Below are 19,080 nucleotides of genomic sequence, written 5' to 3' on the forward strand. Positions count from 1 at the left end.
CATGCGCAGTGACCAGCGAAGGTCACGATGTGCTCGAGCACTGGCCGCACACTCGCGAGATAGTCGCCGAGGTAGCGCGAGCTGTTAGGAGTTGTATCACCGTGTGGGACCTGGAATTCGAAAAGATGTTGCGCAGTTATCTACCGTTTCTATTGACCGACGCGGAACTCGCCATGGACAGCGATCTCCGTGATCTCGGTCTCGACTCGCTGAACGCGGTGGAATTGCTGGCGTCCCTGGAAAACGCCTATCAGGTGCGATTCCGGGACGACATGCTCGATATGAACAACTTCGCCACCCCCGGCACTTTATGGTCGACGCTGTCCGGCGCCGATGGTCGCCTGGCGTCTTGATCGGCCGATACCGCGGCACGGGGCTCCGCGCACACTGTGCGCGGAGCCCCGTTCGTCGAGCAGGTCAGCGCCGGCCGGCGAGGTAGTTCTCCAGATGTTCGGCGGCCCGGACCGCACCGCCCGCCTCGCGCACCTGCCGCTGCATCGTCCGCACCGATTCATCGATCTGCCTGCTGGCGGCGACTTCGAGCACCGCGTCCCGCAGGGTCTGCGCCGTGACCTCGGCCGGCTGCATGACCCGCCCGAGCCCCAGTTCGCCGACCTGCCGCGCGACCGGGCGCGAGCTGCGATCCTGCGGGATGACGACCATCGGGCGGCCCTCGTGCAGCGCCTCCATCATGCTGCCCATGCCGCCGTGGGTCACGAACACCTGGGCGTGCTCGAGCACCGAGAGATGCGAAATCCACTGGTGGACTTCGATGTTCGCGGGCAGCGGGCCGAGTTCGGCGGTGTCGAATCCGCCGCCCGTCGTGATCACGACATGCCACGGGACGCCGGTGAACGCGCGCACCACCGTCCGGAAGAATTCGGGCTGCCGGTTGAAGACCGTGCCGAACGACACCAGCACGGTCGGCAGCCCGGACGACGGTGGCGTCCACTCCGCGAGGGACGCGCGTTCGCCGAGGCAGGGACCGACGAACGCGAACCGCTGGTCGAAGGTCTCCCCGGCCACCTGGAAGGCCTGCGGAATAGGCACCAGGGTGCGGTCGTGCGGCGTGTTCAGCGTTCGCATCGGGTCCTCGATGCCGTGGTCGGTCAGCAGCGCGAAGATCCGCCCGTAGAGCGCCTCGAAGCCGCTCGTGTCGAGATCGGCCGTGCTGTCCATGGCCAGAATGGCGTCCGGGTAGGACCAGTGCTCGTTCGAGACCAGCGTCGGCGCCCATTCGACCGTGGGAATTCCCCACACGTGGTCCAGTACCCGGCCGACCTGGAAGGAGTACGCGTCGTAGACGAGCAGGTCCGGCCGCTCGTCGTCGAACCGTGCCCGTACCTCGTTGAACATCTCGACGCTGTCGTCGAGCATCGCGTCGAGCATGAGCGACACGTCCGTCGCGGTGATCAGTTCGTACAGGTCCGTCTTGTCGAACCGGGACGCGCACGGCAGCATTGTCGCCCCGGCCTGCTGGACCAGTTCGGCCATGGATTCCCCTGTCGCACAGGTGACGCGGTGGCCTTTGCGGATCAGCTCGGTTGCCACCGCCAATTGCGGGAACACATGGCCGCGATCCGCAAGGCTCATGAATAGGAAATGCGACATGCCGAATACCCCTCTAATTACAATCTGAAAGTTACATCTGAACCAGGGAGAACAGCGGCCCGGCCCCGAATCGCTCCGCACTACATTTATAGTCCGCGACCACCGCGAGTCGGTCCCCCTAATCTGCGTCGACGCACCCCTAGTCATCTCGAAACAGGGGACCTATCGAGCATTGCATGCTGAAAAGCCAATAACTCACTTTGCTGGAGGAGTGTCGCAGTGAACCGACCGCTGCCATAAACCGTTTATTGAGCGCCGAGTATGTCTGTGCCACAATCGATGCGCATCACACAACGCTGTGCGGAGGGGCCGAATTATGGGTTCGCTGCTGGCCAGGCGCATCGTCATCACCGGCGGCGGTCAAGGCCTCGGGCTGGAGATCGCCCGCTGCTGTGTTCGCCGCGGCGCCTCGGCAATCCTGATCGACATCGATGCGGCCGCGCTGCGGGCCGCGCGGCGCGAGCTGGGCGAACAGCACTGTGCGACGTTCGTCTGTGATATCGCTGATCGTGGGCAGGTCGCCGCCACGATGGTGGCGATCGCGGCCGGGAATTCCGGCGGTATTTCGGCCCTGGTGAACAATGCGGGAGTTTTCACCAACGACGCCATCGAGGCGGCCGACCCCGGCCGCGCTTCGCTCGCTATCGCGGTCAATATCAATGGCACGATCAACATCACCGACGCCGCCCTGGCGCACAACCTCCTGTGTCGCGAAACCGGTCAGATCATTTTCATCAACTCGTCCGCCGGAGATCCGCTGCACACCGGAACCGGCGCGAGCGAAAGAGTCTATGCCGCAACCAAAGGCGCGCTGACCGGGTACTCGAAAGCCATCGAAGGCGTAGCCAAAGGCACGCCACTACGGGTGACAACGATCTTCCCCGGCGGCATGGACACGAACCTCTATGTGAACGCGGGCATGTCGGTGGCAGACGGTCACAACAAGCCATGGCTCATCCCACCCAGCCGCGTCGCCGAAGCGGTCACCTTCGTGCTCGAATTGCCCGTCGATACGACCATCAGCCGTCTGGCGATCGGCCCCAACCTCTGACGGAACGGCTGCACCCGTTCTACGCCCCGGAACAGTCGGTATCCGGCCGCGCCCGGAGCCGCCATCCTGGATCGACGGGTACGCCGCAGGCAGGCCCCGGCTGCGCCGAAGGCAGCTGTCCCGCCGCCAAAGCCCCTCCGCAACATCGGAAGGTAAAAGTACACAAGGAGATTCACCATGTCCGACATCGCCATCCCAACCCAGGTCGCTCACCCCTGGCAGGCCACCGCCCGCACGGTCTTCGCCATCCTGGTCGCCCTCGCCTCGCTCATCCCCGTCGTCGCGGTCGCAGGCGGCGTCGACACCATCCCCGCCGTCGCACAACTGATCACCGTCTGCGCCGCGGTAACCCGCATCCTGGCCCTCCCCGGCGTCGACGATTTCCTCTCCCGCTTCCTCCCGTTCCTGGCGGCCGGAAGCACCCGCCCGCAGCAGACCTCGGCGTACTGACACCGCCACGGCCACTTCCGCGATCGTGCGCCGCGCTCGCCCGTAGATCGCGTCAACAGTTTTCGAGTCTTCGTTCCATGCGCTACCCGGCCACGCGGACGAGGTGCTGTCGCTGCCGCAAGCACGACTGAGCAGGTGTTGCTACCGATCCGGAGGTAGCCGTTGTCCGGAAAGCGCGCACCGGTGGCCAGGTCACCGACTCCTGCGGACGCCGTCCAGTCCCGGCCCCGCTCGGTGACGACGATCTGGGCCCCTGGCAATCCGGTTTGCACCACCGCATCCAGCGCCGACACGATCGCGGCCCGGCCCGGCCCGGTTCTGCGATCGGATTCTGCGCCACGCCGGCGCCACAGGACGTCACCGCACACACCGGCGACCCGGTCGCCGCGGATTTGGTCGCTGCGGCGGGTACCAGTGCCGATTGCGCGCCGCGTCGGCTGCATTCGCCCAGGTCACGTCGGCTTGTGGCTGTTTGTGGCAGGTTTCACTTACTTTGAAGCGCGGTAAGTGGATGAACAATATCCGCTTGAGTGCTACCGTTCGATAAGTGGATTGACCATATCCGTTTACCTAACTCCTGTGAGGTGACCATGACCAGCACTGTCGAGAAGCAGTCGGATATCGACCTCGTCGATCCGGGCAGTCCCCGGGCCTCGAGTAGTAAGCGCTGGTGGGTGCTCGCGACGTTGTGTATCGCGCAGCTGATGGTGGTGCTCGATGCGACGGTCGTGAATATCGCGTTGCCGTATGCGCAGCAGGATCTGGGGTTCGGGACTGCGGATCGCCAGTGGGTGGTGACCGGGTACACCTTGGCGTTCGGCAGTCTGTTGTTGCTGGGTGGGCGGTTGAGTGACATGTTCGGTCGCCGTGCGGTATTCATGATCGGGCTTGTTGGTTTCGCGTTGGCCTCGGCGGTGGGTGGGGCTGCGTCCAGTGGTGAGCAGTTGATCGGTGCTCGGGTGGCGCAGGGTGTGTTCGGTGCGTTGTTGGCGCCAGCGGCGTTGTCGTTGCTGACGGTTACTTTCGCGGGTCGTCCGGAACGGACCAAGGCGTTCGGCGTCTACGGAGCGATCGCCGGTGCGGGCGCCGCGATCGGTCTGCTGCTGGGCGGGGCGCTGACCGAATGGGCGTCGTGGCGTTGGGCGCTGTACATCAACATCGTGTTCGCCGCGATCGCACTGGTAGGCGCCGCCGTGCTGCTGGGCCGCCACACCGCCGACCGCAAAGTCGGCCTCGACCTGAGTGGCACGGTGACCGCGACCGCCGGATTGTTCAGCGTCGTGTATGGGTTCGCGCATGCCCAGACCGACGGCTGGTCGAACACCGTCACCCTCGCATTCCTGGCCGTCGGCGTGGTGTTGCTGGCCGCGTTCGTGGTCTTGCAGACCCGGGTCGAGAATCCGCTGCTGCCGTTGCGGGTGGTGCTCGACCGCACCCGCGGAAGCGCCTACCTCGCGGTGTTCTTCTTGTCCGTCGGGTTGTTCGCCATCTTCTTGTTCCTCACCTATTACCTCGAGCAGATCCTGGGTTATTCGCCGTTGCATACCGGTGTGGCGATCCTGCCGTTGGTGGTGGCGTTGGTGGTCTCGGCGACGGTCGGGTCGTCGGTGTTCCCGAGGATCGGTGCCAAGGTCAGCGTCGCTGGTGGGCTGTTGATCGGCGCGGTCGGGTTGGTGTCGCTGACCCAGATCGGACCGCACACCAGCTACGCCACCCACGTTCTGCCGGGGTTGGTGTTGATCGGTTTCGGGTTGGGTGCGGTGATGACGGTCTCGTTCCAGGCCGCGACCGCCGGAATCGACCGTGACGATGCGGGTGTCGCGTCGGCGATGGTCAACACCTCTCAGCAGATCGGTGGCTCGATCGGCACCGCGCTGTTGTCCACTTTCGCGGCGAGTACCGCGAGCAACTATCTGGCCGGGCGGGTGTCGACCGCGACGGCGGCGGCGCAGTCGCAGGTCGAAAGCTACATCACCACCTTCTGGTGGGCGGCGGGATTCCTTGCCGTGGGCGCGGTCATCGTCGCGGTCTTGATGCCCCACAAGATCCCCGCTGCTACCGACGGCGAACCGCTCCTCTCGCTATGACGACTGCCGATCGACCAACCGATATCCACACCCGAAGACAAGGAACCCCATGACAACCCACACCAGCACAATCTGTGCCGACTCGATCGACTCGATGCCGCGCGCCGGTTTCGACGCCGGCTGGCTGGACCGCAAACTCCAAACCACACGCCTGGAATATCTGGACCGCGACGACCCGCGCCTGGCGTCCAAAAAACGAGCAGTCGTGCGCTCACTGCACAGAATGAGTAGCAGGCACGGGCTCGACGACCTATCCGAGAAGCAGGCGTTGGCCCAGGTCGCAGACATCGCCGAACCGCGGATCCTGGAGTTGGGCGCCGCGCACGGCGGTCTGTCGCGCAGACTGCTCGAGCTCCATCCGCACGCCCATCTCACCGTCACCGATATCGAACCGATCTCGGTGACCGATATGGCCGCCGGTGACCTCGGCACACACCCCCGCGCCACGGTCCGTGTCATGGACGCTCTCGCCATCGATGCGCCCGACCAGCACTACGACCTCGCCATATTCGTCATGGCATTTCACCATCTGCCACCGCGCCAGGCCGCCGCGATGATCGCCGAAGGCACCCGCGCCGCAAAGACACTGTTCATCGTCGACCTGAGACGGCTGCCGGCACCGTTGCTGGCCGTGCTCACCCCCGCCGCGGCCATCCTGGGCACCGTCATCCCTATCGCCCACGACGCATGGATCAGCCAACTTCGCGCTTACAGCCCCTCGGCGCTGCGCGCTCTGGCCGCTCACGCAGACCCGAACATTCACATCGAACTCGAACTCGAAGACCTTGGCGGCGTCTTGAAAATCCAGCAACTGGTCGCCCGCCGGGTCGAGCCGACACCGTAGTCGTTCGCCGAGCACTGAACGTCACGACCAGGGAGTGATGTTCGGCTATGCCATTCGTACAACCGAATGTGGTGCGAGTGGAGCCTTTACCCGGAGCCCGCGAACTTGGTGTTGCGGATCTGGTCGGGGGTCAGTGCTGGAGTGGTGAGGCGGTGCCGTGGGCGGGCATCGGCGCGCAGGCCATCGAGCATGATCTCGAAGTATCGGTGCCAGGCGGTCGGATCGGCCGAGCGGGTGAGATCGACAACCGTGTCGACGATGTTGATCAGGATGAAGAAGTCGACGGGTTCGACGCTGGGCCGCAGCACTCCTGCGGCGCGGGCGCGGTCGATCACCCGGCCGACGGCGGGCTCGACCCGCTCGCGCAGTGCGGCCGTGATGGAGCTGTAGTCGTCCCCGGCCCGGAGGACTTCGCCGAGTCCGCGGTTGGTAGCGATGTTGCCGCACGAGTACTCGAAGAACTCGACCAGGCCGATCCACGGATCTTGATGCTGGAGTGTCGATTCCGCCTTTTCCACGAGCCGCCGGATGTCCTGTTCGTAGACGTCGGCGATCAGCTGCCGCTTGTTGGTGTAGCGCCGGTACACGGTGCCGACGCCGACACCGGCGTGCTCGGCGACCTGGTTGAGGTGGACCTCGAGCCCGCGCTCGGCGTACATCTCGGCCGCGGCGGTAAGTATCCGCTGCTGGTTGCGTGCCGCGTCGGCCCGCATTCGCTCTGGTCGCGGCGACTTGTCGCTGTTCGTGACGGGTTTCACAGGCTCGAGAGTATCAGTAAGCGGATGCCTTCAATCCGCTTAGGTGCTACCGTTTGTTAATCGGATATCAGATATCCGTTTAGTGCGGGCCCGTGAGGCGACGATGACCAGCACTGTCGACGGTCGCGATCGCAAGCAACGACACCAGAGCCGAGGAGGTATTGATGCAGAACAAGACGATTCAGAACAAGACATCCGAGGAGCGGATACGGCAGTTCGTCGCCGACGCCAGCCACGAACTGCGCACTCCGTTGACCGTCATCCGTGGCTGCGCCGAGCTCTACAGTCACGGTGGGCAGGCCGACGGCGAGTTGCTGATGGCGCGGATCGAGAGCGAGGCGCTGCGGATGACCCACCTTGTCGAGGATCTGCTGGCGCTGGCACGGTTGGACATCCAGCCGCGGTTCGAGGGCCGCCCAGTCGACCTGCGTCACCTGCTCAGGGAGGTTGTCCACGACGCGCAGGCACTTGGCTTTCGCAGTGGCGCACTGCAATACGACATCGCCATCGACATCGCCATCGACATCGACATCGCCATCGACATCGCCATCGACATCGACATCGCCATCGATGGCGACATCGATGGCGATGGAGGTTTCGAGATCATTTGTGATCGACCCAGGCTCCGGCAGGCGCTGACGAACCTCGTCGACAACGCCATCACCCACACCCCACCCGACTCAGCCGTCTCGATACGGCTGACTGCCGCGACCGACCGAGTGCGGATCGAGGTGGCCGATTCCGGACCCGGAGTACCGGCAGGGGCGGCCGAACGGGTCTTCGACCGCTTCTACCGCGTCGACACTGCTCGCAGCCGCGCTGACGGCGGCCCCGGACTCGGATTGTCCATCGTGCAAGCGGTCATCACCGCGCATCGCGGCACGGTCTGGGTCGAAAGCCCCGTTGGGGCCGGCGCAACCTTCATCATCGAATTGCCCCGCACCCCCGAAACGCCGGTGGTCGAGCACGTCCGCCGGACATCAGAAAGAACACTGGGAAGCAGCCAATGACCGTGTGCCGATCTGGACGAAATGACCACCTACCGCTATAAGGGCCGGACGGCCATCTCGACCGCATTCCGATCCACTCGCCGAATTCAAGATCCCGACCGGCATCGAATTTCCGCACCGAAGGCCTGCCGAAGAACGATGTCGGCATGATCGATAAGAACGCCTTGCGGGCATGGCTCCGTACCGGCGAATCGTGACGGGAACTGCTCCTGCGATCGTCGTACCTCGTGCGCTGCGTCTGAAGTTTGTTCCGGCGCGTCGGCCTATCGGCGCTTCCGGCTGCTGCATTGTATGGGGTGTAGCAATGGCCCTGAATTCACACGGCTCAGGTAGACCCGTATCTGCTGACAACCGCTATCCAGCGACTTACCTGTAGGCAACGGCGGACTGTGCGCGACGCGGCCGGCCAAGGAAGGGCGAAATGAACGCCAGTGGGTCGGGCAGGGGTTCGTGTCGTCTGTGGCGGTCGGTTCTGTGCCTGGTCGCCGCGTGTCTGGTAGCCGCTGTCCAATCGACTGCGGCGGCAACGGCCGCCCCTGCCGCGGACGACGAGTCGCAAGCTGTTGCTGTGCGGCCGGCATTACCGTTTCCGCTGCCGCCGTTGCCACCGGAGTTCGATCCGGGCTTCTACGCGCCGCCCGCGGATATCGTGGCAGCCAAGAAGCCGGGTGAAGTCATAGCCGCACGGGAAGTGCATCTGGCGTTCTACTCGGTGATCCCGTTCAACATCGATGCCTGGCAGTTGTCATTTCGATCGACCAATACCCGGGACGAGCCCATCGCGGCAGTCACGACGGTCATGAAGCCGCGCGGCGACAACGGAGGAGAACCGCGGAACCTGCTGTCATATCAGTTCCCGCAGGACTCCAACGCGCAATACTGCGGCGCCTCATACCTGCTGCAGCTCGGTTCGTTACCCGCCAACCAGCTCGGGCAGCCCGATATCCCAGGCGAATTCATCGCGCCGCTGACTGCTCTCGGCGCCGGCTGGGCGGTCACGATGCCCGACCATGAAGGCCCCAATACGGCTTTCGCCGCGGGCCCGTTGGAGGGACAGATCACCCTGGACGGAATCCGAGCCACGGAGAACTTCGCACCGATGGGGCTGCCCGGTAAGGAAACCAAGGTCGGCATGGCCGGGTACTCCGGCGGTGCCATCGCCACCGACCACGCCGCCGAGTTGCACGCCTCCTATGCGCCCGATCTGAATATCGTCGGTGCCGTCGCAGGCGGTAATCAGGCGGATATGAGCGCGTCGTTCCGACTGGCCGACAACTTCGTGACTTCCGGCTTGATCTGGACCGCCGTGCTCGGAGCAGCGCGGGAGTATCCCGAGCTCGACGCCTACATCCAACAGCACATGAATCCTGTTCTACGGCCGTTGAATCCGCTGAAGAACGCGCTGTGTCTGTACTCGATGGCCATCTTCCCGTTCATGAACCTGGAACAGAGCCTGTTCGATACGCCGGAACCGCTGCACAATACGCCGCTCAGCGATGTCTTGGAGAAGGTGTCACTTGGCCACGCGGTTCCCGACATGCCGATATTCCTCTATCAATCGAATAGAGACGAAGTCGCGCCGGTCGAGCCGGTAACTCGCTTGGTGCAAGAAAAGTACTGTGCTGATCCGAAGGCGCGGGTGCAGTACGTGCGGGACAACTTCAGCGAGCATCTGGTATTGGAGAGCATCGGCATACCTCGCGCGCTGCTGTGGTTGCAGGACCGCTTCAATGACGTTCCGGTCCCTGCGGGATGCGACATCCACGAGGAGGGATCCATGGCGTTGGACCCTGCCACCTGGCCAGTGTGGTTGAAGGCCGTCGACAATCTGCTCGCCGGACTTCTGCAGCAGCCGATCGGCAGCGACCGGACGTCGCATGACGGCTTCACCGACCCTAGCCGTGGGTCAAGGTGAGCACGGTCCGCGAGCCGGTCACCGTCGAGGTAGCAACGGCGGATCTGCGTCGCGGCGATCGGGGTGGCGAATGTCAGTGGGCTACAACGGGTTCACCCTCGGACTGAGCGGGGAGTGCGTTCGGCATCAGCACTGCAAGGATGATCGCACCGACGGCGAGGAATCCGGCCGACCACCAGAACGTAGTGATGTAGCTCTCGACCCGCGCCTGGGCCGCGACCTCAGCCGTCGACCCGTTGTCCGCGAGGTAGTTGTTCAGTGTGGTTGCCGCGAACGTGGACAGCAGCGCGGTGCCGATCGAGCCGCCTATCTGCTGCGAGGTGTTCACCATCGCTGACGCGACACCTGCGTCCTCGTGGTTGATGCCGGCTGTCGCGCTCTGGATCGCCACCGATAATGCGGCTCCGATACCGAGGCCGAGTAGTAGTTCCCCGGTCAGGACATGGCTCATGTAGCCGGTGTCCAACCCGACCCGGGTCAACGACACCATCCCTGCCGCGGCAACGAGGAGCCCGCCTGCCACGGTGGTCTTGGTGCCGAGACGCGGCAGCAACAGCGGCGGTGTCATGGTCGAGGAGAGCACCATCGCGGCCACCATCGGCAAGAACGCGACGCCGGTCCTTATCGGCGAGTAGCCGCGGCTGACCTGCAGGTAGTAGGTGAGGAACAGAAGGACGGAGAACAGCCCGATACCGATGGCGAACACCGCGAGATACGCACCGCCTCGGATGCGGTCGAGCACGATCCGCAGCGGCAGCAGCGGATGCGGAACCCGTGTCTCCACCACGCCGAACGCGCACAGCAACACCACACCGGCGATGAGCCACCAGATTGTCGTGGAGGTAGACCAGCCGTGCGATTCAGCATGCGAGAACCCATAGACGATGCTGAACAGCCCCGCGGTGGCAGTTATCGTGCCGGGTAGGTCGAGTACCGGCCGCTCGACGGCAACATGGCGAGCCAGCAGCGCCAATGCGCCGATCAGCGCTACGCCGGCAAACAACAGATTGATATACAGTGCCCAGCGCCACGAGACCCATTCGGTGAGCGCACCGCCGAGTAGCAGACCGATCGCAGCACCGGCGCCGGAGATCGCGCCGAAGATGCCGACCGCTTTCGCGCGCTCCGACGGCACGGTGAAGGTGACCGTCAACAGGGACAGGGTCGCGGGCGCCAGCAGCGCGGCAAAGACACCTTGGGCCACCCTGGCGGAGATCAGCATCTCGGAGTTCACGGCGGCGCCGCCGACCGCGGAGGCCAGCGCGAAGCCGACGAGGCCGATGATGAACGTGTTGCGCCGGCCGAACATGTCGCTCAACCGTCCGCCGAGCAACAGCAGGCTGCCGAACGCCAGCGTGTAACCAGTTACCACCCACTGCCGGGTGACGTCGGAGAAACCGAGCGCCTTCTGCGCGTCAGGAAGAGCGATGTTCATGACCGTCGCGTCGAGCACGACCATCAGCTGCGCGATGCCGAGCACTGCGAGGACCCACCAGCGCCTGGCATGCGAATCGTGAACGGCCCTCTCCGATTCATGCGCGGTCGTAGCCATCTTTCTCCTCACGAAGTCAGTAGCGAAGTAGAACTCTTCGAATTGCTCTGGAGCTTCCGAGAACGGCGTGAACGCTGTTACGAACAGTACTACCGCGCCTCAGGTCGCCGGGCTTTTTGGCACGTCGCTACGAGGTCGATTCATGCGGACTACCGGTGTGGGAAGGCAGCCTTTCTCTGATGTTGCGCGGATACGCCGAGTAATGCCGCATTGTGGATAATATGTATGCGGATTCTTCGGAGTCATCGGAGGAATTCGATCTGCCCTCAGTGTCACTTCCCAAGTGCCGTCGCTTTTTGACGGTTGCCTGCGGTGACAGCTGTCCCGCGTAGACCGCGATGCCGCTGCTCGTGCGGCTCCGCAGGAACGGCAGTCTCATTCTGTCCCGCCGGATCCTCGACCCCGACAGTGACGGCTGTCACTAATCTTCCCTCGGTCTACTGTTTTGATGCAAACTAGTTTTGTCAGAAAATAATCATTCGGTGAGAGGCGGACAGATGACCTCGGTGACGATGGCAGCCAATGAGGATTTAGCGGGATTGATCGCGGTGATGTCGGCGCGTTTGCGGCGACTGGAGGACATCGAGCAGATCCAGGCGCTGCACCGCAGCTATGTCCGGTATCTCGCGGATCGGCGCTGGGACGACATGCTCGAGCTGTTCACCGACGACGTGGTCGTCGACCTCGGCCACGACGGCGTCCGGCGGGGCCGCGAGCAGGTGGTGGAGTTGTTCGGGCTTATCGAATCTCGAGGTAACCCGCATGCTGGTTATGTGTTGTCCTCGCCGGTCATCGAGGTGACCGCAGACTCCGCGACCGGAGTGTGGACCTTGCATCGGCACTCGTGTGAGTTCATCGAGATGGGTGCCACGGTGCGGGTCTATGGCCGGTGGACCGAGGCGCGCTACAACTGCGGGTATCGGCGGATCGGCGAGGAGTGGCAGATCAGTCGCCTGCAGGCCCGGGTCGTGCTGCCTGACCCTCAGCCGGTCTCGGGTACCGACGCGGCAGCCGAGCCGCAGTGACTACGACAGGTGCGCGGGCCAGGCTCGAGCGCGATGTGTCCGGGATCGTGGGCAAGCAGTTCATCTATACCTACGACGCTCTGGGCTGGCGCTACGAGTTGTATGTGCGCGCCGAGACCGTGGTCGACTATCGGGTCCACGTAGGCAAGATGGGCGGGCGTTGGGTCACCGGGCAGGCCATCGATCTGGCTCGTCTGGACACCGACACCTACAAGATCTCCTGGATCGGGCCCACCGGTAGCGCGCTCAGCCTGACCGTCATGCCTGCCAGGCGCATCTTGCATGGCGTGATCTTCGGCCCGCGCTGGGCCGAGGATGATCCCGAGCCGATGATCGGCTACCAGAACGAGCGGCTGGCCCAGATCGTCGCCGCGCGCGATCAGGGCCCTACCTACCCCATCCACATGTTCGGGGGGTTCGCGACGATCACCTACCTCGCCGACCGCGGCCCGGGAGACATCACCGTCATCGCGTGTGCTCCCGAAGATCTACCCGAAGGTTATGCGACTCGGACCAATTGATCACTCACCCCAAAGAAAGGTTTGTCATGTCGACATCGCAGTTCGCCACGCGGCTTCCGCGGCACGATCAGGATCTCACCGGCCTGCTGGGGCAACATTTCATCTACACCTACTCCAATGGCTGGCTGTATGAGCTGTACATCAAGAACGCCGAAAGCGTCGAGTACCGAGTCCATCCCAGCACCGATGTCGTGAACCCGCTGACCGGTCGCTGGGTCAAAGACCAGAAAGCCGAGATCGCTCGACTCGGTGACGACGTGTACTCCGTCGCCTGGAACGAGCCGACCGGCAGTTGTGTCAGCCTGGTGCTGAATGCGCGGCAGCGGTGGGTGCACTTCACGGGCTTTCTTGCCAAGTGGGTCGACGACAATCCCGGACTGATCGTCTCGTTCCAGAACGAGCACCTGGCAGAGATCCAGCGCTACCGCGACGCCGGACCGATCGCACCGCAGATCCAGGCCGATCTGTTCGGCACGATCACCTTCGCCGAAGACAGCGGGATCGACAACGAACAGGTCATCGCCTGCGCCCCCGGCGAGGTACCTGCCGGTTTCCTCGATCGCACCAACTAAAGCCCTGACACCGACCGCGAGATAGCGCGCCAGAGAATTCCGGCGCGTAAGGACCGTGATCGGCTGTGGTACCGCTGTTTTCGGACAAACAAAGGAGAAGCAATGAGCACGTCGACCGGATCAATCGCTGCACAGCAGGACCTGTCGCAGATCCTCGGCAGGCATTTCATCTACACCTACGACAATGGCTGGCAGTACGAAATGTACGTCCGTAACGCGAGCACGATCGACTACCGGATCCATGCCGGTATGGTCGGCGGGCGCTGGGTCAAAGGTCAGACGGTCGACCTGGTCGAACTCGACACCGACAACTACAAGATCTCGTGGACCGAACCCACCGGATCGTCGGTCAGTGTGAACGTCATGCCCTCCCGACGTCGACTACACGGCGTCATCTTTTTCCCGCAGTGGATCAAGCAGCACCCCGAACGCAGCGTCTGCTTCCAAAACGAGCACCTGGCGCAAATGACCGCCTACCGGGACGAGGGCCCCACCTACCCGATCTACGTCGTCTCGGAATTCGCGGACATCACCTTCCTTGAAGACTGCGGCCCCGACGACGACAGCATCATCGCCTGCGCCCCCGACGACCTGTCCGCTGATTATGTGACGCGCACCAATTGAAGCGGCAGCACTGAGTTGAGCGATACCGAAACCGCGCGAGCTTCCGAGCTCGCCGATTCGGGTCATCGCACACCCGAGTCGAAGAACGTGGGTTACTGCAGTTCGGTGAGCAGCAGCGCGAGGCTCGGCAGGGCGCGGGTGAGCGCTTTCTGCTCGGCCACGGGAAGCCGGGCAATCGCCAGGGTCAGGATGTCGGCACTCGCGTCGTCGTAGCGCTTCAGCAGATCCACGGCTTTGGTTGTCGGCGTGAGGGTGACCGCACGCAGGTCGACTTCGCCGGTGTGGCGTTGCACGAGTCCGGCGGCGATCATCCGGCGCGTGAGGTTGCTGATGGTGGACGGCGCGACCTGCACCTGGCGCGCCGCCTCGCTCGGGCTCAATTCGCCGGCCTCGACGAGTGCACGCAATAACTCGATCTGCGCTTCAGGTAGGTCGGGAAGGTTTTTGGCGGCGCGAGTGGCGCGCAGCACGGTTCGTCGCAGCGGGCCCAACAGGCGGCTCAGTTCACCAGCGGTGGTCACCACGTGATTTTGACAGAGAATAACTTTTGCTGCAAACCATTTTTGTTACAAAATTCCTATCGATGTCAGCGATTCCGGTAACGGTGTCGGCATGGCCATCGCCCTTCCGCGTCACTGCCCGAGTGCACCGAAGCTACCCGGTCACGAGGATCCGAGACCGTGAACCGACACGTGCAATAAACCGACCGCATCCGACGACGAAAATCTGTCGTGGCGGGTGTAGACATCCTGTGGAAGCAGGTATACAGTCTCTGTTGTTCGAAGAGAAGATCAAGCGGCCGGGCAGGTGAACTGCCCGGAATGAACGTTCCACCCCGTCCCCTCCGGCGGAGAAGAGAATCCGGTGCACTCGGCCGGACCGCCGGAGGGGGACGAACACGCAAGATGGACAAGTAATGCGCAGGTCGAACCGGCAATCCAGGAGGTGGTCACTGAGTAGTCACTTATCGGTTCCGCATCCCGGCACGTGTCGGATGCGGTGTGGAACATCGGCTTTCATGGCCGGTGAACAGAATTGATACCCCCTCTTCCATAGATCCCAGGCCCCGGCGCACACGCGCCGGGGCCTGCCTGACGTTGAATCCCGAGAGGTGCTGTGCAGCAGCCGAACACCGACCCCGCCGACGCCCTCAGCGCCGCGGACAAACTCGACGACGACACCTACCCCGCCTACAGCATGGGCAGAGCCGCGGAAATCCTCGGCGTCACCCAAGCATTCCTGCGCGGCCTCGACGCCGCCCAACTCCTGACCCCGCAACGGTCGACCGGCGGGCACCGCCGCTACTCGCGCTACCAGCTGCGCATCGCCGGACGCGTGCGTGAACTCGTCGACGCCGGCAACACCCTCGAGGCGGCGTGCCGCATCGTCATCCTCGAAGACCAGCTCGCCGAAGCCCAGCGCCTCAACACCGATTTGCAGCACACCATCGACCAGCGCGCCGACCCCGACTGACCTGACTGACCCTGGAAAGCGAACGTGACCGAATCACGCACCGCCCGAATGGATGTCTATCTACCCCGAGCGATGGACCCGGCCGCCGTCGACGCCGTGATCGGTCTGCACGTCGAGTCGGCCTCGGCCCGAACCGGAGAACGCCCCGCCACCATCGAACACGGCCCCGGCCACCCGCATCGATCCGCGGCCGACGGTGAAACCTGGTCCGCCACTTGGGACACCATCGCGACCGGTGTCACGGTTAGCCTCGTGTCCTTGACATCGAAGACCGGCGCCGACCTCGGATACTTGAAGCCCGACACGAAATGGGTTGCAGCACTGCAGAAGTCGGCCGATGACAACAGAACTGTGCTGCATTTCGTCGACCCGGGTAAGGATCTTGTGGACCCGAACGAAGGGTTCTATTGGTGTGCAGGGAAATACGGCTATTCCTACGATTGCGGCGCCTAGAACGGTGAGCGACACCGGTCTGATCCAAGACCCGCCACCGGTCATCGTCAGAAGTATGTCCACTGTTGGAGTCGGTCCGGCGGCGTCAGGGGTGGATGGTCGCCAGGTTGGTGTTGGGCAGGCCGAGTGATTGGGCGATCATCGTCGACCAGGTACGAATCGCGTGCCAGTTCCGCAGATCGCCGTACCGGGCGCCGCCCATCAGGCGATAGAGCGCCCTGGCCTGCCATGAGACGCCGACGCGGTCGTAGTGTCCGGCGAAGGGGCGGTAGTCCCACGGACTGACCGTTTCGCACAGAGCGGCAATCTTTTTCGGCACCATGTTGCCGATGCGTCGTCCGATCGGTCCACGCAGCGCCGGACCGAGGCCGACGCTGAACATCCACACATCGGATTTGCGCAGCTCGTCGCGGTGGGTCCGGACAAAGGCGGAGGCGGCTGGCAGATAGTCCCTGTTGTGTATCGCACTGCCGAGGATGATCCCGTCGAAGCGGGACAGGTCGGGTGCGTGCTCGAAGTCGCTCAGTTCGACGTGCGCGCCACGGTCGGTGAGGGCCGCCGCAATGAACTCCGCGATGTCGCGGGTGGATCCCTGGGCGGTCGCGTAGATGACCGCGATGCGGGTGGGTTTCGTTTCCATACACTGAGCGTGGCGTAGAGACCTATCGGGAGGTCAGGGCCGTGTTACCTGGGCTGTGGGGACCAATGGCATCAGGTGCCGACAGTTGTCGGCGGGCATCGTGGTCATGCTGGCCGCGTGCCCTGTCGGACAGAGTCGGGGCCGAATGTCCCCGCCGATCAGTGGCTTTCGCATCTTCTCGACGCCGTGTCCTTGCGCGATCATGGACCCTGTGGTCGCGACCGTCGCCGACCCTCGGCCCGGCGTCCACCTGTCGGAATGGACACCCACGATGGCCGTTTTGGGCCCGTTGGACTCAGGATTCATGGAGCTGGAAGACACCGATCGCCACGTGAGCGTCGGGATCGGGGCCATCGCGATCGTCGCGGGCTCGCCGCCGCCGCGCGAGGAACTCGAGGTGGAGCTGGCGCAACGATTGTCCGTTGACGGCAGGCTGCACCAGAAAGTGCACCGCACCCCATGGGGTCTTGCCGCGCCGACGTGGGTGATCGATCCGAATTTCGATCTGGCGCATCATCTTCGGTGGTTGGCTCTGCCGGCGCCCGCGGGCGAGGATGCGCTGTGCGACTTGGTCGCCGAGGTGATGGAGGAACGGCTCGACCGTGATCACCCGCTCTGGCAATGCATCGTCGTCGAGCATCTTGCCGACGACCGCTGGGCGATGATCGTGAAGGTCCACCACAGCATGGTCGATGGCGTCTCCGGAATCACCCTGTTCGAGCGATTCTGCGATGACCAGGCAGAACGTCCGGACAACGCTGCGCCGAAGGTGGCCGATCCGCCGATCGATTGGCGTGGCCTGCTGATGAAGTCGTTGCGACTGCCGGTCGACGTGCCACGGTTCGCGGCGCAGACGTTGCGCGCCGCGGTGCCGTTCGCGTTGTCCGCGGTGTTGCCCGCCGCGGGGTCCTCGTTGAACGGTTCCATCGGTCGGCAACGCCGCTACACGGTGGCGCGGGCGTCGTTGCCTGCTGTCCGCGAGATCGGTGCGGCCTTCGGAACGACGGTCAATGATGTGGTCCTCGCCGCAGTCGCCGCGGCATTTCGTACTGTCTTGCTGAAACGCGGTGAGGAGCCGACCGCGGATAAGCTACGGATTCTCACGCCGGTATCGGTGCGCGCGGCAGACGCGAAAGGCGCACTCGACAACCGGGTTTCGGCGATGCTGCCCCTGCTCCCGATCGAATCCGCCGATCCCGTCGAGCAATTGGCGATGGTGCATCGCAGGATGGTCGAACACAAGGCCAGCGGTGAGGCGTCGGCGGCGAATTCGTTTCTCGCACTGGCACGGTGGCTGCCGTTCGCTTCGATCGCGTGGACCGTGCGCTTGGCGTCGCGATACCCGCAGCGAGGCATCTCGGGTCTGGCGACGAATGTGCCAGGCCCTCGGCGTCGACTGCACCTCTACGGCCAGGAGGTGCTGGAAATCCTGGCCTACGCACCGATCGCGATGCGCGTGCGCATCAGCATCGCCATCCTCAGCTACGGCGACCAGCTACGGTTCGGTGTCACCGGCGACTACGACAGCACGCCCGATCTGCACCTGCTCGCCGAGCGCATCGAGGAGACCATCGATCAGCTGCTCCAACGGGCCCGCGACACCGTACCCAGCTGATCAGCTCTCCGGGCGGGCGATGATGAGCGGGCAATCGGCCGCGTGCAGGACGGCTTGGCTGACCGAGCCGAGGGTCATTCCAGCGAAACCGCCGCGGCCGTGGCTGCCGACCACGAGCAGCTGCGCCAGTTCACCCTCCTCGAGCAGCCGCTTGGCCGGTCGATCCTCGGTGACTACGCGTTGCACCGTGACGTCGGGATAGGTATCGGTGTAGCCGGCCAGCGCTTCGGACAGCGCTGCTTCGGCCTCGGTCTGCATTGCTGTGCGCGGAATGTACCGATTCGATTCGGACCAGGTGAGCACGGCGCGCACCGGAGCATTGCGACGCGACGCTTCATCGAAGGCGATGTCGACGGCGCGGGCGCTGCACGCCGATCCGTCGACGCCGACCACTACCGGCCCGCGAACGCGCTGCGCGGAATACTGTTCCGGCTCAGGGACGACCGCGACCGGGCACTGCGCGTGCCGAGCCATGGCAGTACTGACCGATCCGCGCAGTCCGCGGCGGAAAGCACCCATTCCGCGGGTACCGACGACCAGCAGGCGCGCGTCCTTGGATCGGTCCCGCAGTGCTGGGATCGGTGGGGCTTCGACCAGGAACGTGTCGATGTCGAGGTCGCCGACGGGTTGGGCTGCCGCCGTGGCGAATCGGCGTGCCGCCGCGAGCGTGGCAGCGCAGGCGGTCAGGTACTCGGTGTAGTCGGCGTGGCTGAAATCGATGACTTGCCCGAAGTCGGCCGCAGCGCCGGTGGCATAAACGATGTGCAACGGCGCGTTGTGGTGGACGGCGTCGACGGCGGCCCAGCGCAGGGCCTCATCGGCGTCGACGGAACCGTCGATACCGACCACGACGGGTGGATTCATATTGTTGACGGACAT

The 19,080-nt window shown here is 64.2% G+C and carries 20 protein-coding genes; 14 read left to right on the forward strand and 6 right to left on the reverse strand.

Annotation, left to right across the window (positions count from 1 at the left end):
- Positions 1-101 precede the first annotated feature (101 nt).
- A complete protein-coding gene (locus ACIBK2_RS38180) occupies positions 102-353 on the forward strand; it encodes an acyl carrier protein (protein ID WP_396974816.1) in 252 nt (83 codons plus the stop codon).
- A 64-nt stretch (positions 354-417) separates the two neighbouring features.
- Here ACIBK2_RS38180 and ACIBK2_RS38185 read toward each other — a convergent pair whose 3' ends face one another.
- Positions 418-1,611, reverse strand: coding sequence for a macrolide family glycosyltransferase (locus ACIBK2_RS38185; protein ID WP_396974818.1), 1,194 nt, complete (start codon positions 1,609-1,611; stop codon positions 418-420).
- A gap of 316 nt (positions 1,612-1,927) precedes the next feature.
- Between ACIBK2_RS38185 and ACIBK2_RS38190 the strand changes: the two genes are divergently transcribed.
- The 4 genes from ACIBK2_RS38190 (at position 1,928) to ACIBK2_RS38205 (ending at position 6,043) form a co-directional block, all read left to right on the forward strand.
- Positions 1,928-2,662 carry an SDR family oxidoreductase gene (locus tag ACIBK2_RS38190; RefSeq protein ID WP_396974820.1) on the forward strand — a complete coding sequence of 245 codons (735 nt, stop codon included), beginning with the start codon at positions 1,928-1,930 and terminating at the stop codon, positions 2,660-2,662.
- Between the two features lie 177 nt (positions 2,663-2,839).
- A complete protein-coding gene (locus ACIBK2_RS38195) occupies positions 2,840-3,112 on the forward strand; it encodes a hypothetical protein (RefSeq protein ID WP_396974821.1) in 273 nt (90 codons plus the stop codon).
- Positions 3,113-3,702: 590 nt separating this feature from the next.
- Positions 3,703-5,199, forward strand: coding sequence for an MFS transporter (locus tag ACIBK2_RS38200; protein WP_396974822.1), 1,497 nt, complete (start codon positions 3,703-3,705; stop codon positions 5,197-5,199).
- Between the two features lie 49 nt (positions 5,200-5,248).
- Positions 5,249-6,043, forward strand: a complete 795-nt coding sequence (locus ACIBK2_RS38205) for a class I SAM-dependent methyltransferase (protein WP_396974823.1) — start codon at positions 5,249-5,251, stop codon at positions 6,041-6,043.
- Positions 6,044-6,129: 86 nt separating this feature from the next.
- Here the strand turns inward: ACIBK2_RS38205 and ACIBK2_RS38210 are convergent, their stop codons facing one another.
- The gene (locus ACIBK2_RS38210) at positions 6,130-6,801 is read right to left on the reverse strand and encodes a TetR/AcrR family transcriptional regulator (RefSeq protein ID WP_396974825.1); all 672 of its coding nucleotides are present in this window, start codon (positions 6,799-6,801) and stop codon (positions 6,130-6,132) included.
- A gap of 164 nt (positions 6,802-6,965) precedes the next feature.
- On the opposite strand from ACIBK2_RS38210, the gene ACIBK2_RS38215 reads away from it, so the two are divergent.
- Positions 6,966-7,811: a sensor histidine kinase gene (locus ACIBK2_RS38215; protein WP_396974827.1), complete on the forward strand. Its 846-nt coding sequence runs from the start codon at positions 6,966-6,968 to the stop codon at positions 7,809-7,811.
- Between the two features lie 421 nt (positions 7,812-8,232).
- Complete coding sequence (locus ACIBK2_RS38220) at positions 8,233-9,726, forward strand: lipase family protein (protein ID WP_396974829.1); 1,494 nt, start codon at positions 8,233-8,235, stop codon at positions 9,724-9,726.
- A gap of 73 nt (positions 9,727-9,799) precedes the next feature.
- Here ACIBK2_RS38220 and ACIBK2_RS38225 read toward each other — a convergent pair whose 3' ends face one another.
- Positions 9,800-11,278, reverse strand: coding sequence for an MFS transporter (locus tag ACIBK2_RS38225; RefSeq protein WP_396974830.1), 1,479 nt, complete (start codon positions 11,276-11,278; stop codon positions 9,800-9,802).
- A 497-nt stretch (positions 11,279-11,775) separates the two neighbouring features.
- Between ACIBK2_RS38225 and ACIBK2_RS38230 the strand changes: the two genes are divergently transcribed.
- The 4 genes from ACIBK2_RS38230 to ACIBK2_RS38245 all read left to right on the forward strand — a co-directional run bounded on the left by ACIBK2_RS38230 (position 11,776) and on the right by ACIBK2_RS38245 (position 14,020).
- Positions 11,776-12,303, forward strand: coding sequence for a nuclear transport factor 2 family protein (locus tag ACIBK2_RS38230; protein WP_396974832.1), 528 nt, complete (start codon positions 11,776-11,778; stop codon positions 12,301-12,303).
- Positions 12,300-12,824 (forward strand): phenolic acid decarboxylase, encoded by a 525-nt coding sequence (locus tag ACIBK2_RS38235; protein WP_396974834.1) that lies wholly within the window; start codon positions 12,300-12,302, stop codon positions 12,822-12,824. Before ACIBK2_RS38230 ends, ACIBK2_RS38235 begins: the two co-directional genes overlap by 4 nt.
- A 26-nt stretch (positions 12,825-12,850) precedes the next feature.
- Positions 12,851-13,396, forward strand: coding sequence for a phenolic acid decarboxylase (locus ACIBK2_RS38240; protein ID WP_396974836.1), 546 nt, complete (start codon positions 12,851-12,853; stop codon positions 13,394-13,396).
- Positions 13,397-13,498: 102 nt separating this feature from the next.
- Positions 13,499-14,020 carry a phenolic acid decarboxylase gene (locus ACIBK2_RS38245; RefSeq protein WP_396974838.1) on the forward strand — a complete coding sequence of 174 codons (522 nt, stop codon included), beginning with the start codon at positions 13,499-13,501 and terminating at the stop codon, positions 14,018-14,020.
- 92 nt (positions 14,021-14,112) lie between these two features.
- On the opposite strand, the gene ACIBK2_RS38250 is transcribed toward ACIBK2_RS38245, so the two are convergent.
- Positions 14,113-14,541 (reverse strand): MarR family winged helix-turn-helix transcriptional regulator, encoded by a 429-nt coding sequence (locus ACIBK2_RS38250; protein ID WP_396974840.1) that lies wholly within the window; start codon positions 14,539-14,541, stop codon positions 14,113-14,115.
- A 595-nt stretch (positions 14,542-15,136) separates the two neighbouring features.
- Here ACIBK2_RS38250 and ACIBK2_RS38255 point away from each other — a divergent pair.
- Together ACIBK2_RS38255 and ACIBK2_RS38260 are read left to right on the forward strand one after the other, a co-directional pair.
- Positions 15,137-15,493 (forward strand): MerR family transcriptional regulator, encoded by a 357-nt coding sequence (locus tag ACIBK2_RS38255; RefSeq protein ID WP_396974842.1) that lies wholly within the window; start codon positions 15,137-15,139, stop codon positions 15,491-15,493.
- Positions 15,494-15,565: 72 nt separating this feature from the next.
- On the forward strand, positions 15,566-15,946 hold the full coding sequence (locus tag ACIBK2_RS38260; RefSeq protein ID WP_396974844.1) for a hypothetical protein: 381 nt from the start codon (positions 15,566-15,568) through the stop codon (positions 15,944-15,946).
- 85 nt (positions 15,947-16,031) lie between these two features.
- Here ACIBK2_RS38260 and ACIBK2_RS38265 read toward each other — a convergent pair whose 3' ends face one another.
- On the reverse strand, positions 16,032-16,586 hold the full coding sequence (locus tag ACIBK2_RS38265; RefSeq protein WP_396974846.1) for a flavodoxin domain-containing protein: 555 nt from the start codon (positions 16,584-16,586) through the stop codon (positions 16,032-16,034).
- Between the two features lie 271 nt (positions 16,587-16,857).
- Here ACIBK2_RS38265 and ACIBK2_RS38270 point away from each other — a divergent pair, with 271 nt between their 5' ends.
- Entirely contained in the window at positions 16,858-18,201 is a 1,344-nt protein-coding gene (locus ACIBK2_RS38270; RefSeq protein WP_396974958.1) for a wax ester/triacylglycerol synthase family O-acyltransferase, read from the forward strand.
- Here ACIBK2_RS38270 and ACIBK2_RS38275 read toward each other — a convergent pair whose 3' ends face one another.
- Positions 18,202-19,080, reverse strand: a complete 879-nt coding sequence (locus ACIBK2_RS38275) for a universal stress protein (RefSeq protein WP_396974847.1) — start codon at positions 19,078-19,080, stop codon at positions 18,202-18,204.

This window comes from Nocardia sp. NPDC050175 (assembly GCF_044459885.1).
GTDB lineage: Bacteria > Actinomycetota > Actinomycetes > Mycobacteriales > Mycobacteriaceae > Nocardia.